This window comes from Oceanospirillum sediminis (assembly GCF_014164585.1).
In the GTDB taxonomy this organism is placed as follows: domain Bacteria; phylum Pseudomonadota; class Gammaproteobacteria; order Pseudomonadales; family Halomonadaceae; genus Oceanospirillum; species Oceanospirillum sediminis.
This window is the reverse complement of sequence record NZ_JACJFM010000008.1, coordinates 57,443-73,637: the sequence shown is the minus strand read 5'-3', so window position 1 is coordinate 73,637 and position 16,195 is coordinate 57,443. Positions and strand designations below refer to the sequence as shown.

Sequence of the window (16,195 nt, the reverse complement as noted above, 5' to 3'; positions counted from 1 at the left end):
CTGATAGCTTTGATACAGAATTTAACGTAACTTATAAATTCCCCTGTATTTTTTCTGACTTATCAACTCTGCGTCCTGAAGTCCTCAGGCATCAGCTATTGGTAGAAGGAAAATAATAATTCATCTGCTATGCATCTGAAAGGTACCTTTATGTCGTCTGTGCGAGACTCAAAAAGCAGTTGCCTGCTGGCATCCTGCAATGGAAAAGAATATGTGCTGATGCGACTGAGTTATCAGGATCAATTATCTGGCTATTGCACTATGGAAGCCGATGTTCTGTGCGAAAACTTGTCAGCGGCAGACTGGTTGGGTGAAACAGTGCAGTGTGAACTGAAAGATTCTGCAGGTGATAATGCCGGTACACTCAGAACTTTTTCCGGAGTCGTAACCGGAGTTGATGCCCTGGGTACCGCTGACCAGGATCAGTATTACCGATACCGGCTTCAACTGGAGCCCTGGTTATCGTTGCTGCGTTACAGTCGTAATAGTCGTGTTTTTCAGACCAGAACGGGTAAAGATATTGTCTCTGAAATCTTTGATGAACTGGGATTCAAAGGTCTGTACAGCATTGACTCTATGCCTTCTGATAAACGGGAGTATTGTTTGCAACTGGATGAAAGTGATCTGGATTTTGTGCGCAGAATACTGTCTGAAGAAGGTGTACATATTTATGCCGGTACTGATAACAACGCCGGAAAAATGCTATTACATGATGCGGCTAAGCCTTTCAGCAAAACGGGTTGTGTGTCTCTGGATGATGAGCGTTCACCCAGTGGGAAATATCATATAATTGATAGCTGGTTACCCGGACATCACTACCATGCCGGTAAACTGACTCTGTCGGGATATGATTACAGTCAGAGTAAAATGATTACTGGTACGAAGAAACCAGGGCAAACTGTGGCAGGGCATAGCAAGCTGGAGGATACCAGATATTATGAAACAGGCATTACCGGAGCTTTTAGTGATTTAAAATCAGCTGTTCTGACCAGCCGTTTAGCCCAGATAGAATCTGAATACTGGCATATTAATGGTAGTACAGATAGTTATGAATTATTCATTGGGGGGCTTATTAAGCTGGAAAATCATCCGGATGATAGCCAGAAAGGGGAGTATCTGATTACGTCTCTGAGCTATGAGTTTACTATGAATAGCCAGAATGCATTTGAACAGGTTTGCCGGTTCAGCTGTGTTCCTTCCAGTCATAAATATTACCCTGAGTTTATTGAAAAGCCTCGGGTGCATAGTATGCTGAGTGCGGTAGTGTCCGGAGATGGTTCAGACCCGGCATCTGATAAAGAAGGGCGTATTCGTATCAAATTTCACTGGGATAAAACGACCGGTGATAAGACCAGTTGTTGGGTACGTGTGGCTCAGTCCATGGCTGGTAATGGCTATGGCGTACAGTTTATTCCCCGAGAAGGGCAGGAGGTACTGGTCAGTTTTCTGAATGGTGATCCTGATCAGCCTGTTGTCACCGGTAGTCTGTATAACAGTAAGCATACTCCGCCCTATCCCACCGCCAAAACCACTCAGTCAGGCATTAAAACCCAGCTATCCGGAAAATCGAATGAGCTGAGGTTTGATGACAATAAAGATAAAGAACAACTTTATCTGCATGCGGCTAAAGACATGCTGACCGAAGTGGAAAACAATCAGGAAACAAAAATTCTGGCTGAAAGAAAGGTGCAGGTGACTAAAGATTCATCCCATAGTACAGATGAGAATCTGACCGTCAGTGCAAAGAAAAATATCAGCAGTTCGGCGGAAGAAAATTACGCCCGTAAGGCCGGCAAAGATATATCAGATGATGCCGGTGATAATTACAGTCTGAAAACCGGAAAAGAGATTAGCCTGAGTGCTGGCAGTGACTATAGTCTGAATGCAGATGGTGATGCCAGCGTTAAAGCCAGCAATATCTATTTAAAGGCGGACTCTAAAATAGAGCTGAGTGTTGGCAGCAGTAAAATCACTATGAGCAGCTCGAAGATAGAGATTAAATCGACCAATATTGAGATTAATGGCAGTGCTAAAGTAGATATCAAATCATCGGGTGCGGTGAATGTGAAATCCACTGGAAATCTGAAATTATCCGGGTTGAATGCTGAGCTGGCAGGCAGTGTCAGCGCTAAGGTATCAGGTGGTGCGACAGCTGAATTGTCGGCCAGTGGGCAGGCAGCCGTTAAAGGCGCGATAGTGATGATTAACTGATGATATATAAAAAAATTCCCTATACCGATAGTCAGATACTGTTACAGCAGTTTGAACTGTCAGAGCCGGAACTTAAGAAGAAGCTGGCTCTTCTGTCGCCCCATGAAGTGATTGAATATTTAGCAGAACAGAAGCTGTATATTGATCTGATTAATTTTATCTCGCATGGGTTACCTGTCAGAGAGGGTATCTGGTGGGCCTGTCTGGCGATGGATCTTCGCCATGATACTTGGGGGGCTGATGAGCAGAAAGCATTGGCAGAGTGTAAACGCTGGGTAACCGAGCCGGATGAGCACAAGCGCAGAACGGCAGAATACTTTGCTGAAAAGCTGGAGAATACCAGTGCGGTGCGATGGCTGGCTCAGTCGGTATTCTGGAGTGGTCAGGGAAGTATTGCACCACCTGGTGAACCTGTCACTCTGCCACCTGATTTTCTGCACGCAAAAGCGTCGTCCGGAGCGATTAATACCGCGGCTGTTATCCCGGAATGGGATGGCTATGAAGAATATTATCAACAGGTTATCTCATCCGGGCTGGATCTGGCACGGGGTGGATCTGGTCAGTAAGCAGAACAGACCACAACCACAAGTATTATTATTGAATACAGAAAAGGAAGACTTAATATGCCTCCTGCTGCAAGATTAACAGATATGCATACCTGTCCGATGCAGACCCCGGCTACCCCCCCAATACCTCATGTCGGAGGTCCAATTGTGGGGCCAGGCGTTCCTCTGGTGCTGATTGGCAAATTACCTGCTGCTGTGCTGGGGGATAACTGTGTCTGTGTCGGGCCTCCCGATGTGATTGTTAAAGGGAGTGCGACGGTACTGATTAGTAAAAAGCCTGCAGCCCGTATGGGAGATACAACAGGACATGGCGGTGTGATTGTTGCCGGATGCCCGAATGTAATGATTGGCGGGTGAGTTCAACTTGCCTGCCTGAAGATCGTGAGACTTCTGGTAACAGGCAGAACAGGTGAGTGTCTCATCAGATTTTTCCTGTATTTGCCGTTAGAAGCCGGTTTATACAGGAAAAATCAGCAGACCCTGGCTGAACGGGTATTAGTCCTCAACGATATCCAGAATCTGTCGGCGATTCAATCTTCGGCTGGCGGTGAAAACATTTGAACGGTAGACATTCCGGCATTTAAAGTTATCGACGAAGTCCATTAAGACAATGTTTACACTGTCATACATCTCGTTGTTCAATAAATTATTGAACAGGCCTTTGACATTATCTCTGGAGCCGACACCTGACTGAGTGGAAGACTGGATATTTTTGAGGTAAGTCTGAGTCTGGTACCAGCTATATAAACGATCGCTCTGTAGTTCGTATTTTTTCAGGTTCTTTTGTTGTGTACTCACAGACTTTCCGGCCCATGGGCTACCAGAGAAACTTCCGGATACTCCCAGCCCATTAGTACAGGCATCATTCTTTTTATAGTGATGAAGTCCACTGGTCTGATTGTGTCCTGTGAAGTCTTTATCGAAGATAGCGATAGCTTTTCCCCGTACATCCCCGACGCGAATGCGAGCCAGATTGCCTGTGCCCTGATAAAGCAGGTTGTTATCTCCGAGGATTTCACTGACCAGGTTCATAACGGCGTGAGGTACTTCTTTGCTTTTAGTGAATCGGAGAATGCAGAACTCTGTGTTACGCTGCTGAAGAAAATTCTTGACTTCATTAAGCTGGCTATCGAGATCGGCACCTTTGGTGCCTGTTTTCTTACCACCGTGATAGAACCTTATACGTCCCCGGTCAACATCCTCGCCGTTGGTGATATTTTCAATGGAGTTTTTTTTCTTAATCTGAACGGATCGTGAAACAGGTGTTGATTGGCCAATTCTATTCGCTTCCCTTACTAACCGTGCTCTCAGGTCAAAGAAACGAGATCCCGCATTTAACTGCCCTCCTAGCCCTGTATGCTGACAGATTGCCGCGCCTTTCCAGCCCAGGAAACCAGCATTGGCTGTATCACCTGAGAAAATACCAGCGTCATGGCTGCCTGGCATGATGATGTCTGTGAGCAGTGCATCATCACTCAGATATTTTCCCATCCAGTTATATCCGGGCATATAAGTACTCCTGTAAATACTGATGTTATTTTGTGGCGTGGTTAATGCCGGGCGACTACTTTTATAGAGCTTCAGCCTGTTGGAACTGCATATCATTTGTTTAATGTGAGCTTAAGACAGAAATAATGTTGTGACAACATTTGTTTACAGATGCTAGTGGAAATAGGAACTACATCACAAATGTTATATTGGTTTTTTTTGTGGATTATCTTTATCTTGTTGATATTAATGGTTTTTTTTGTTTTTTGTGAACTGGTTCAATATCTTTTTACGGATAAATTCGTTGCTTTTTCTTTTAACAAAAAATAACCTTTTAAGTAATTCAGCGTATAGCAGGTTAATAATTCATACCGACTGACTACTTTATAAGCATTCGTTTAATTATTGATTGTCATAAAAAATTGAATTGTTTTTTTTTGTTCCAGACTGTAGTCAGGATATAAGATCCGTATTGTTTAATGAGGCAAAATAAATGCAGCATTTATTAGACCCGATTAATGATGATATGCCATGTGGCGATTATCTGAAAAATAATCGCTCGGCATACCGGGAGCTAAGAAATAGCTATAACAAAGCCTTATCCGCATTCAGAACCATGATGGAGTCTCCGGATTCCATGCAAAATGATGAGTTGACCGAAACTAACAGAATCTGCTGGGTTGAACTCTCTGCTCTTTGTGAAAAGAATCTTGCCTCGGTATCTAAGGATGTTGAAGTCTTTTGCTGGTTTATTACTGCTCAGATTTTTTCAGATAAACCTCTGGAAAATCTGAGAGATAGCCTTGAAACACTCAGAAAGGTAATAGAACAGTACTGGGAGTATCTGAACCCCAGGCCTCCTGTTGAGAAATTGAAATCAGATGATACGGCCGGTCAGCAGAAAGAATGGGCGGAAATCAGAGTGAAACCTCTGATTCAGTTGATTGGCGAGTCAGAGGGTAGTGGTCTTTTGTATATGCCTCTGCAAAATATAATCCTTGCGGGGCAAACAACATATAACCAGTACTGTGTCGCAGAAATATCCGGAAAAGCACATGAACTGAAAAGTCAGCTTATAGCTTATTTACCTGATGAACGTGCAGAAATTTGTGAAAGAATTGAGTTGCTCATCGGGATTCAGCAGTCCATAGAAATGCTGGATCTTCTGGTTAATGAGCGATGCCATGAAGCCGGGGCTTCTGGTATCAGCTTCCTGTTTCTGAAACATACCTTTGAAGCACTGATTAACGCCTTCCAATTCCTGTTTGCTGAAGAGATTATGCCATGGCCAGGTCAGCCTGTGCCTGAAGAGGAAGGTGGTATTCTGTCGGAAGTGAATGGTCCGGTTCCGGATGCGTCTGGTATTGAAAGTGCTTTGGTTAATAATGATGTCGTTACTTCTCCTCCTTTGAATACGGCGGTACCGCAAAGCGCTTCGGATACGATTTCGCCCGCCTTTGCCGCTAACGAGCACATTGGTAACAGAGACCAGGCTTTTAATGAGTTAAGAAAAATAGCAGATTTTTTTCAGCGTACGGAACCCCATAGTCCGGTATATATGTTGCTTGAGAGAGCGATACGCTGGGGATATATGTCTTTGCCTGAACTATTACAGGAAATGGTGGGAGAAAACCAGCCTGTAATGGATAGGATTAGTCAGCTGGCGGGGCTGGAAAATACAGAAAAAACAGCAATTCCTGACGTAAGTGCTGTGGCTGCTACACCACTGGCCAGAGAGCAGGATGCACAGATACTTCAGAAACCACCTCAGCCACAGAAGGCCGTTGAGACGATAACTGATGATACGCAAGAACCACCTTCTTCCGGTGGCCCGGAAAAAAGTTCAGGTGTATCGGACTTCGAGTGGTAACGCACTCACCTGTACAGACAATAAATTAGCGAAAGAAAGGAACTATCATGGCTTCTATGTATATGCGTATTGACGGCATCAATGATATCAAAGGTGCTGCAACAATTGGCGAAATTGGCGGAAAAAAAGGCTTCTTTGCAATTAACTTTATGGACTGGGGCGCTGCCCGTGGCGTAAGTGTTGATGTTGGTAATGCGAATAATGCCGATAAGGGTATGGTTGCATTAGGCGAGATCAATATTGCTCGTGAATCCGATGGCGCATCTCCACAGCTGACAACGTTCCTTTTTTCTCCGGGAGCGGAAGGTAAAACGGTTGAGATTCTGCTGACGAAACCTTCCCGTGAAGGCAATGGTGCAGATCCCTACATGGTTATGACGCTGGAAAAGGCTCGTATCGCGCACTACAGTGTGTCATGCAATGATGGTGGCTTGCCGGGTGAAACATTTTCTATGACTTACACCACGTTAGCCATCACCTATTATCAGGAAGCTGATGGCGGCAAAATTGAGAAAGGCGATACCGTTAAGTATGACGTGACTACCGCTAAGCTTGAGTCTAAAGCCAAATAAGCCTAATTAAACCGGGAGATTGAACGTGGCCTTGAATTCACAACACAAACGGGTCAGCAAAAACCGTGTCAGCATTACTTATGATGTTGAAACTAACGGGGCTGTTGAAACAAAAGAGCTTCCATTTGTTGTGGGAGTGATTGGCGACTTTTCTGCCCACAAAGAGGACAGAGAAGATCTGGAAGACCGTACTTTCTATCAGGTAGACAAAGATAACTTTGACACGGTAATGAAGCGTGTGGGTCCAGAGCTGAGAATGAAAGTAGACAATACTCTGTCTGATGATGACAGTCAGTTTGAGGCTGCACTTAAGTTCAACTCCATGAAGGATTTCGAGCCGGATGCTATTGTCGGCCAGGTTGATGCGCTACAGAAACTGGCTGATACTCGCTCGCAGTTGAAGACACTGTTGGCAAAAGCAGATCGCTCCCGTGACCTGGAAAAGCTGCTGAAAGAAGTGCTGCAAAGTGCTGATACGATTAATGCACTGTCTTCAGAGCTGGGTATTGATAAGGGAGAAGCATAATGAGTGGTGAAGAGTTAGCGAATGGCGCTCAGGCTGCAACCGAAGAAGGTTCTCTGAGTTTACTGGACCGGGCGATTGCCGCGACGACACAAACTCCGGCCGATACAACAAAAGAACTGTTCTCTGTACTGGCAGAACAGGCTCTGGACGGCACAGTAGTCTGGGACAAAAATGTCACTAAGACCATTGAGAACGCTATTGCAGAAATTGACAAACAGATGTCACGCCAGCTGTCTGAAATCATGCAACAGGATGATTTTCAGCGTCTGGAAGGTTCCTGGCGTGGTCTGAACAAGCTGGTTAAAGAAAGCGAGCTGGGACCGAGCCTGAAAATCAAACTGGTTGATTTCCAGAAAGAGGAACTGCTGGATCAGTTTGAAGATGCTCCGGCCATTGACCGCAGCCCTTTGTTCGATGCTTTGTATCAGAAAGAATTTGGTACAGCGGGTGGTGAGCCTTATGGTTTACTACTGGGCGATTACACCTTCTCCCATAAAGATGAAGATGTTGCTCTGCTGCGTTATATGGGTGAGACGGCAGCTGCCAGTCATGCGCCTTTTATTGCAGCCTCTAACCCGGAAATGTTCGAATTTAATTCTTTCGAAACCTTTAACGAGGGCAAACCGGTTGCTGCAGGTTTTGATTCACCGACCTATGCGGCCTGGAACGCATTCCGTGACAGCGATGATGCCCGTTATGTTACTCTGACACTACCACAGACTCTGGCTCGTCTGCCATATGGTGAGAAAGGCCTGGGCACTAATGCCTTCAATTATGAAGAGCTGGCGACGGATGCTGATGGTAATCCTCGTCCGAAAGATAACAGCCAGCTGGTATGGTCCAATGCAGCTTACGAGCTGGGACTGAAAATGACTCAGGCATTCACAGCTTTTGGCTGGTGTACTGCAATTCGCGGTCTGGATAATGGCGGTAAGGTTGAGAACCTGCCTAACCTGACTTATCTGTCCGATGCCGGTGATATTCAGCAGCAGTGTCCGGTGGAAGTAAACCTGACCGATGAGCGTGAAAAAGAGCTGAGTGATCTGGGTTTCCTGCCATTGGTACACTACAAAAATACCAACTATGGCGTATTTATCGGTGGTCAGACGACCCAGCGTCCTAAAACCTATACTGATCCGGATGCCACTGGTAACGCTGCAATCTCTGCCCGTCTGCCCTATATCATGGCCAGTAGCCGTATTGCACACTATCTGAAAGTGATGGGCCGTGACAAGCTGGGTTCTAATCTGGAAGCGCCGGATATTCAGCGTGAACTCCAGTCCTGGATTGATATGTATACCAACTCGGGTGCGATGGGGAATGCCGAGCGTTCAAAAACGCCTCTGTGTGAATCCCGTATCGAAGTGGTAGAGCAGCCAGGGCGCCCCGGAGCTTACTCAGCTGTTGCACACCTGCGTCCATGGTTGCAGCTGGAAGAGCTGACAACGTCGGTACGTATGGTAACTAAGATTCCGGGTTAATCTTCAGGCCCGTCATCAATGACTCAGACCCGAAGCTGACGACTCTGATTCAGTGTGTGTTACTCGGGTTAAGGTGAGGCGTCCGCTGTGTTCAGTGGGCGCCAGCCTGGCTATTTTCTCAGGACGCTCCAACGATGTTTGATCAGGACTGGCAACAGCAATTTAATGAACTGGATGCTGCCGATAGCGATTATCTGGTTCAGGCACTTGAACTGATCGGACAGCTGAACCCTGATATTCTGACAGATCCACAACAGCTTAAGCGTTTTCTGGTGCGCATGATTGCTCAGCTGGATCAGGCGTTGTCCCGTCAGTTATCTCATATTATGCATCATGATGATTTTCAGGCACTGGAAGCGCGGTGGCGTAATCTGCATGAGCTGTCCTGCCTGCCTGTCAGTTTTCAGCGCATTCGTATCCGTATGATGAATATCAGCTGGCAGGAAGTGTCATATGATCTGAATACCGCTAATACCACCCGAAGTTCAGTGTTGTATAACACGATAGGTAATCGTGAACTGAATACGCTCGGGGGAGAGCCTTACAATATCATTGTTGTCGATCATGCGGTTCATATGGAGATGGATTTTGATGATGATTACGATGATCTCTATACACTGGAATTATTAGGGCAGTTGGGTGAAGCCGTTTTATGTCCTTTTATTCTGTCGGTATCCGATAGCTTTTTTGGTGAGAACAGCGCGGACTGGTTATCGGATACTCATCGAATAGAAAAAATTTTACAGGGGCCGGATTATCAGGGCTGGCAGCGCCTGCGCCAGGTAAAGTCGACACGCTTTCTGGGGCTGGCTATGCCGGATATTCAGTTACGTAAGCCCTATCAGAATCATCCGGTGCGCTTTATTTTTAACGAGATGGATGAAGGTTTCTCGGGTGATTTACGTCCGGCGGTGAGCCGAAATACCGGGCTTTGGGGCAGTGCGGCGTTTGCCTTTGCCAGCACAGTGATGCGGGAGTTTAACCGTATCAGCTGGTTTGGTTTTATTAAATCCCGCTGGCAGGATCGCTATCAGGGGGCTCTGATTAATTTGCCTGAATCCGGAGTATACCGTTCGGTTTATCAGCATCCGCAGAGTTTTATCCGCCTGTTTGGTCACCTGGCCAGCTTCTATTCTGGTCAGGGGTTTATTCCTCTGTCTCATAGTCCGTTAACCAATAAGTACTTTTTTGCTGGTAATAATTCGGTCTGGTATGCCGGTGATTCTGATCTGGATAAGGTCAGTTGCCAGATACAGACGACATTGATGAGTTGCCGGATTGCTCATTACCTGAAAGTGCAGATCAGAGAGATGCTGGGCAGTTACCAGACTGCCTCAGAGTGTGAACTCCATCTGAGTCGCTGGCTGGATAAGTATTGCAGTAATGTGGCTGATGCCGATGAGAACGTACTGGCAAAATATCCGTTGAGTAAAGGTCGGGTGACAGTGAAAGAGTTACCGGGTGAAAGTGGTCGTTTCAGTTGTGAGGTACTGATTAAACCTCAGTACCAGTTCGATCATTTTTGCGGTGAGATGCTGCTTTCAACTGATCTGCTGTCAGCCAGCTGATGCAAGAGCAAAACAAGGAAATCAGATGTCTTTCTGGAATGCATTTCTGAACAAAGAGCAGAGTATGGATCATGCGGATGAACTGGTGCGTTCCGTCGAGTATCAGTTATCTGCTCTGTTCAGCTCTGAAGCACCACTGACACCGGTTTCCCATCGTTTTAAACAGGTCCGGCAATCGAATTACTGTTATGGACTGGAAAGTATCCAGTCCATCAGTAGCCAGATGAATCAGGATGAATTTACCCGTTACGTTCGTAAACTGGTGCAGGCGTTTGAGCCTCGATTGACAGAGGTCTCTGTTGAGGTCTTTGAGCGGGATGAAACGCACAATCGCATTAACTTTTCCCTGACTGCACAACTGAATACTCGCCAGGGCACTCGTATTGTGGAATTTGATAGCAACATCAGCCTGGCAGACCAGGATACAGAAATAGAGGGACAGGATATTGTCTGATCAACTGATGCGCTACTACGAGCGTGAACTGGCGTATATCCGCAAAGCATTATCCGGATTTGCTCAGCGCTTCCCGGAGCAGGCTGAGCAGCTGCAACTGAATAAGAACAGTGTTGAAGATCCCAGTATCACTCGACTGCTGGATGGCATGGCTCTGCTGACAGCCCGTACAGAGTTAAGACTGGATGAACAGCTACCCGATATTCTGCAGGATCTGCTGAATCTGTTATATCCGGGCTATTGTCAGCTTGCTCCCAGTTATTGTCCTGTACAACTGGAAGAAGATCCTGAGCAGCTGAGTGAAACCGTGATCCTGCCCAAGGGCAGTCAGTTATCTCTGCCTTTGACAGAGACACAGCAGGCACTGTTCACGACCTGTGATGATCTGGTGATCTATCCGTTCAGAATTCAGGATGTCAGGGCTGAAATCGCGCCTTTTAATCATGAACCTCCGCCTGGTGTGAAAAATGCTGAAGGAGTGATTGAAATTGAGCTGAGCGCTTGTGATCCGGAAGCTCTGTTTAATCAGCTGGATATTGAACACCTGGATTTTTATGTGCGTGGTTTTGAGCGTAATGCCAACAGCCTGATGGAGCTGCTACTGAAAGAAGTGCAGTACATTTCTGTGGGTGATACGTCTGGTCAGGATTACCGGATACTGGATACGGATCAGCTTAAAAGCCGGATTGCTGATCCTGAATTCCAGTTTTTACCAGCCTATCTGCAACAGTTCACCGGTTATGATCTGCTAAGAGATTATTTTATCTACCCTGATAAAGCGGCTTATTTCCGCCTGAGTCATTTTGGGCAGGCGCTGAAGTATCTGGCCCATAATACTCTGGTCCTGCGTTTGTATGTCAGACACCTGCCCGCTGAGTTTCTGCGTCTGTTTGATACCCGCGTATTCAGTCTGAATACTGTGCCAGCACTGAACCTGTTCCGACAGCAGGGTGAGCCACTGAATTATGACTTTAGTCAGCTGACGATGCCTGTGGTTGCCGATCTGGGCGATAACAATGAAATCGAAGTGGTCAGCATTCAGGAAATCCGTGAAGTGTTACCGGACAGTGAGCGCCGTGTCGTACCTTTATACGAAGCCCGTTATCAGGCCAGTAAAAATCCATTGCAATGGCAGGGGCGGCAGCGCTGGGATGAAAACAGCCAGCGTCATATGGAGTTGTCTCTGAGTAGCCCTTATTACCTGCCTGATCAGGACAGTGTGGTACTGGCGATGGATCTGATGTGCTGCAATGGCCGTAGCCCTTGCCTGATTGCAGAAGGGACGGAGGTCGAGAATCTGGAAGCGATCGATCTTCCGGGTGAGATGAAAGTGGTTTCGACGCCGTCATCGCCCCGTTATCCTTCACTGGATAACAGTCTGTACTGGCGCTTTATTGCTCTGTTGAATAATAACTTTGCCTCTTTGTTGCAAACCCATGATCCTGTGGCAGCTCTGAAAGATGTGCTGACATTATGCAGTCAGAGCCAGTTATGTCAGGCCGCTGAAGCGATCAGAGAGGTCAGTTATCAGCAGGAAGTTAGTACCATGAATATCTGTGGTCAGAACACCTTTGCCAGTGGCACCCGGGTTAGGGTCACGGTGGATACTGATGCATTGGATGGCAGCTTTGCGGTGCTAAGTCAGGTGCTGAACAGCTTTTTTCAGCAGTTCTGCAGTTTTGATCGTTTTATCCAGGTGAATATTAGTCAGTTTGGTAATGATGCTAATCAGTATAATTTCCCGGCAGTACATGGCAGTCAGTTATGCTTCTGAAGGCCCAACTGGCGCAGTCTCCGCAGACATTTGATTTTATTCAGGTCGTTCGCCTGTTAAGAGGGATGAAGCTTAGTCAGAATATTTTCTTCTGGGCGGAGCCTGTGCCAGCGGGTTATGCCAGAGAGATCACTGCCGTTGAGCAGGCAGGTTCTGTGTCCCGTTACCGGCTGGGGCTGGAAGCCTTGTCGGGTGTTAAGGGCGTTCTGCCCTCTTATTTTCATGAAGAATTACTATCCAGCCTGCACGATGAAGACCGTGCGCTGGATGAATTTCTGAATATCTTTAACCATCGCTATTTCCAGTTATTGCATCAGGCAATCGAGAAAGGCCATCTGCAGTTACGGGAAGAGCAGGAAAGTCAGAGTGACAGCCTGACACGTCTGGCTCAGCGCAGAATCCTGGCCTGTCTGTCTGATACGGATACGTTGGCAACCCGTTCCGAACAGAGTTATCTGCCTTACACCCTGCATCTGGGGATGAAGGTGCGTAGTCTGACAGGGTTACGTCGTTTACTGACCGGGTATTTTGAGTTGCTGATTCATGTCGAAGCTGCACCGCAAAGTATTTATCGTCTGCCTGCCGGATCAGCGACCCGATTGGGACAACAGCTGGGGCAGAATCAGAAACTGGGTCAGGGCGCTGTGCTGGGACGCACGGCAACCTTATGCTGGCAACGGATTGAGATACGGGTAGAGCCCAGAAATCAGCAGGAGTATCTGCAGTTACAGTGTGATGATCATTTTGCTTCCCGGTTAAGGGATCTGGCTCATATTTATCTGAGAGAACACACTGATCTTCGCCTGTATCTTTATGTCCGGCGTGAATTCATTAATCAGCCGCGTCTATCTTCGGATCAACGTCAGTCGATACGCCTGGGGGAAGGCAATTGTCTGGCCCCTGAGCGTCATCCTGAACAATATAAAAAAATTCTCCTTCAATAAGGATTCTGATCATGCCACAGGTAAAGCTAAGCAATCTGGTAGGAAAACTGGACACCAATCTGAAACTGGCTCTGGAGCAGGCTGCCGGTGCAGCTATGAATCAGAACGTGCCTGCTATTGAAGTAGAGCACTGGCTGCTACAGATTCTGGCTATGAATGATGCCGCCTTTATGCAGCTGCTGGATCAGCAGAAAATTGATGTGTCCGGCTTGCAGCAAGAATTGAATCAGCTGATTGAGCGTTTGCCAAAAGGCAGTGAAGGCCAGCCAACCATCAGCAGTCAGTTAAGTGAACTGATTGAATCGGCCTGGATGCTGGCTTCAGTGAATTTTGGTCACTATCAGGTGTCCAGCCTGCATCTGGTACTGGCGCTGAATCAGCCGGATCGTTTTGGCGTTAAGCCGGTGACACTGAAGTCCTTTGCTCAGTTGTCCGTTGAGGCGCTGCAAGCTCAGATCAGTGTATTGAAAACTCAGGCTCCGGCATCTGGCGGTGGTGCCGAAGGTGCACCTGTGGCGGCAGGCCCGGTTGAAGGCGGTGCACTGGATAAGTACACGGTTAATCTGACTGCACAGGCCAGAGAAGGTCGTATCGATCCGATTTCCGGCCGTAATGCCGAGGTGCGTAAAGCGATTGATATTCTGGGCCGTAAGCGTCAGAACAACCCGATTCTGGTGGGTGAACCCGGTGTCGGTAAAACGGCGGTAGTTGAAGGCCTGGCGTTGCGTATTGCTGAAGGCAATGTACCCGCTAGCATTCAGGGAGTGGAAATTCATTCCCTGGATCTGGGCCTGCTACAGGCGGGTGCCAGTATTAAAGGTGAGTTTGAAAATCGCCTGAAAGATGTCATCAACGAAGTAAAAAACTCACCGGTACCGATTATCGTCTTTATCGATGAGGCTCACACCCTGATTGGTGCCGGTGGTGCCGCCGGTCAGAACGATGCGGCGAATCTGTTGAAACCAGCGCTGGCCCGTGGTGAGTTCCGCTCTATCGCTGCGACCACCTGGGCAGAGTACAAAAAGTATTTCGAAAAAGACCCTGCACTGACCCGCCGTTTCCAGGTGGTCAAAGTGGAAGAACCCACTGCAGAAGATGCGATCCAGATGCTGCGGGGGGTATCGGAGTCCCTGAGTGAACATCATGGCGTCTTTATTAAAGATGAAGCCATTGAAGCGGCGGTGAACCTATCGATTCGTTACCTGCCATCCCGTCAGCTGCCGGATAAAGCGATCAGTCTGATGGATACCGCCTGTGCCCGTATTGCCCTGACCCAGGGAGCGAAACCTGAACAGATCGAACAGCTGGAGCAGCGCATTCACTATATCGAAAGCGAACTGGCGGCGATGGAAGCGGAGCAGGCGCTGTTCACGGAAGGCGCTGATGTGATCAGTGCGCTGCAGGAGAAAATCAATGAATTGACGACCGAGCTGGAAGATTGCTCTGATCGTTGGGAGCAGGAGCAGCAGCTGGTTGAGCAGATTCGTGAACTGAAAGCTACGCTGCAGCAGGAGCATTCAGACAACAGTATCGACCCGGCGAAACAATCTCAGCTACTGGCGCTGTTGGATCAGTTACAGCAGGTGCAGGGGGATGAGCCTCTGGTTCACGCGCTGGTGGATCAGCAGACCATCGCCAGCGTGATTTCCAGTTGGACCGGCATTCCTGCGGGTAGCATGATCAAAGATGAAATTACTAAACTGCTGACGCTGGAAGACAGCCTGCACAAGCGGGTGATTGGCCAGAAAACGGCCATCAGTGAGCTGTGTAAGAGTATCCGTATCTCCCGTGCCGGTCTGACCGATAGCCGTAAGCCGGTGGGCGTGTTCCTGATGTGCGGCCCCAGTGGTGTCGGTAAAACCGAAACGGCTATGGCGCTGGCCGATCAGGTATTTGGTGGCGGTGATAACCTGACTGTGATCAATATGACGGAGTTTAAGGAGGAACACAAAATCTCCATGCTGCTGGGTTCTCCGGCAGGTTATGTCGGTTTTGGAGAAGGCGGTGTGCTGACCGAAGCGATTCGTCGTAACCCTTACTCGGTACTGCTGCTGGATGAGATGGAAAAAGCCCATCCGGGTATCCATGATCTCTTCTATCAGATTTTTGATAAGGGGCATATCAAAGACAGTGAAGGTCGCACGGTGGACTTCCGTAACACCATTATTATCATGACCTCCAATGCGGCGGATCAGGCGATCTGTGATGTGTGTGAAGAGAGTGAAGAGCGCCCTGAGAACAATGATCTGGTCGAGCGTATTCGCCCGGAACTGCAGAACTTCTTTAAACCGGCCTTCCTCGGTCGTGCCACTGTGATCCCTTATTATCCTTTGAACAATGATGAGCTGGGCCAGATTACACAGATCAGCCTGAACCGGATTCGCAAGAAACTGGATGAGCAGTATCATGCCAGTTTTGAGTGGGATGATGCTCTGGTTGAGTTTATTGTCGGCCGTAATACCGATCCAACCACAGGTGGCCGTGCGGTTGAGCAGATTATCAATCGCACCCTGATGCCAAAATTGGCGGAAGAGTGTATCGCCCGTCTGAGTGAAGGTGAGCCGATCAGCCGTGTGCATATTAGCGTGGCTAATGGTGAAATAGCCCTGGATATTCAGTAGATGTGGATTTGAGCCTTGTCTTGAAACAGGTGCTTTCGCTGTGACAATCATCCGGTTTGCAGAATAACAGGCCGGATGATTGAACAAGGCATTCATACTGAACAGAAGATACGACAACCC

General features: G+C 47.6%; 13 protein-coding genes. 12 read left to right on the top strand and 1 reads right to left on the bottom strand.

What is annotated here, in order from left to right:
• Positions 1–150 precede the first annotated feature (150 nt).
• From H4O21_RS08350 to H4O21_RS08340, 3 genes are read left to right on the top strand one after another with little or no spacing between them, the layout of a single operon-like run.
• A complete protein-coding gene (locus tag H4O21_RS08350) occupies positions 151–2,211 on the top strand; it encodes a type VI secretion system Vgr family protein (protein WP_182808402.1) in 2,061 nt (686 codons plus the stop codon).
• Positions 2,211–2,777, top strand: coding sequence for a DUF6931 family protein (locus H4O21_RS08345; RefSeq protein ID WP_220495571.1), 567 nt, complete (start codon positions 2,211–2,213; stop codon positions 2,775–2,777). The genes H4O21_RS08350 and H4O21_RS08345 overlap by 1 nt, the downstream gene beginning before the upstream one ends.
• Positions 2,778–2,834: 57 nt before the next feature.
• Positions 2,835–3,134, top strand: coding sequence for a PAAR domain-containing protein (locus H4O21_RS08340; RefSeq protein WP_182808401.1), 300 nt, complete (start codon positions 2,835–2,837; stop codon positions 3,132–3,134).
• A 138-nt stretch (positions 3,135–3,272) separates the two neighbouring features.
• On the opposite strand, the gene H4O21_RS08335 is transcribed toward H4O21_RS08340, so the two are convergent.
• Complete coding sequence (locus H4O21_RS08335) at positions 3,273–4,286, bottom strand: phosphatidylinositol-specific phospholipase C domain-containing protein (protein WP_182808400.1); 1,014 nt, start codon at positions 4,284–4,286, stop codon at positions 3,273–3,275.
• 472 nt (positions 4,287–4,758) lie between these two features.
• Between H4O21_RS08335 and H4O21_RS08330 the strand changes: the two genes are divergently transcribed.
• From H4O21_RS08330 to tssH, 9 genes are all read left to right on the top strand, one after another.
• On the top strand, positions 4,759–6,135 hold the full coding sequence (locus H4O21_RS08330) for a type VI secretion system protein TssA (RefSeq protein ID WP_182808399.1): 1,377 nt from the start codon (positions 4,759–4,761) through the stop codon (positions 6,133–6,135).
• Between the two features lie 47 nt (positions 6,136–6,182).
• Positions 6,183–6,707: an Hcp family type VI secretion system effector gene (locus H4O21_RS08325; RefSeq protein ID WP_182808398.1), complete on the top strand. Its 525-nt coding sequence runs from the start codon at positions 6,183–6,185 to the stop codon at positions 6,705–6,707.
• Between the two features lie 25 nt (positions 6,708–6,732).
• On the top strand, positions 6,733–7,233 hold the full coding sequence (gene tssB, locus H4O21_RS08320; RefSeq protein WP_182808397.1) for a type VI secretion system contractile sheath small subunit: 501 nt from the start codon (positions 6,733–6,735) through the stop codon (positions 7,231–7,233).
• The gene (gene tssC, locus H4O21_RS08315) at positions 7,233–8,714 is read left to right on the top strand and encodes a type VI secretion system contractile sheath large subunit (RefSeq protein WP_182808396.1); all 1,482 of its coding nucleotides are present in this window, start codon (positions 7,233–7,235) and stop codon (positions 8,712–8,714) included. The genes tssB and tssC overlap by 1 nt, the downstream gene beginning before the upstream one ends.
• Positions 8,715–8,848: 134 nt before the next feature.
• A complete protein-coding gene (locus H4O21_RS08310; protein WP_182808395.1) occupies positions 8,849–10,282 on the top strand; it encodes a type VI secretion system contractile sheath domain-containing protein in 1,434 nt (477 codons plus the stop codon).
• 25 nt (positions 10,283–10,307) lie between these two features.
• A complete protein-coding gene (gene tssE / locus H4O21_RS08305; protein ID WP_182808394.1) occupies positions 10,308–10,736 on the top strand; it encodes a type VI secretion system baseplate subunit TssE in 429 nt (142 codons plus the stop codon).
• Entirely contained in the window at positions 10,729–12,510 is a 1,782-nt protein-coding gene (gene tssF, locus H4O21_RS08300; RefSeq protein WP_182808393.1) for a type VI secretion system baseplate subunit TssF, read from the top strand. Before tssE ends, tssF begins: the two co-directional genes overlap by 8 nt.
• Positions 12,501–13,454, top strand: coding sequence for a type VI secretion system baseplate subunit TssG (locus H4O21_RS08295; protein ID WP_182808392.1), 954 nt, complete (start codon positions 12,501–12,503; stop codon positions 13,452–13,454). Before tssF ends, H4O21_RS08295 begins: the two co-directional genes overlap by 10 nt.
• Positions 13,455–13,465: 11 nt before the next feature.
• On the top strand, positions 13,466–16,075 hold the full coding sequence (tssH, locus tag H4O21_RS08290) for a type VI secretion system ATPase TssH (protein ID WP_182808391.1): 2,610 nt from the start codon (positions 13,466–13,468) through the stop codon (positions 16,073–16,075).
• Positions 16,076–16,195 lie beyond the last annotated feature (120 nt).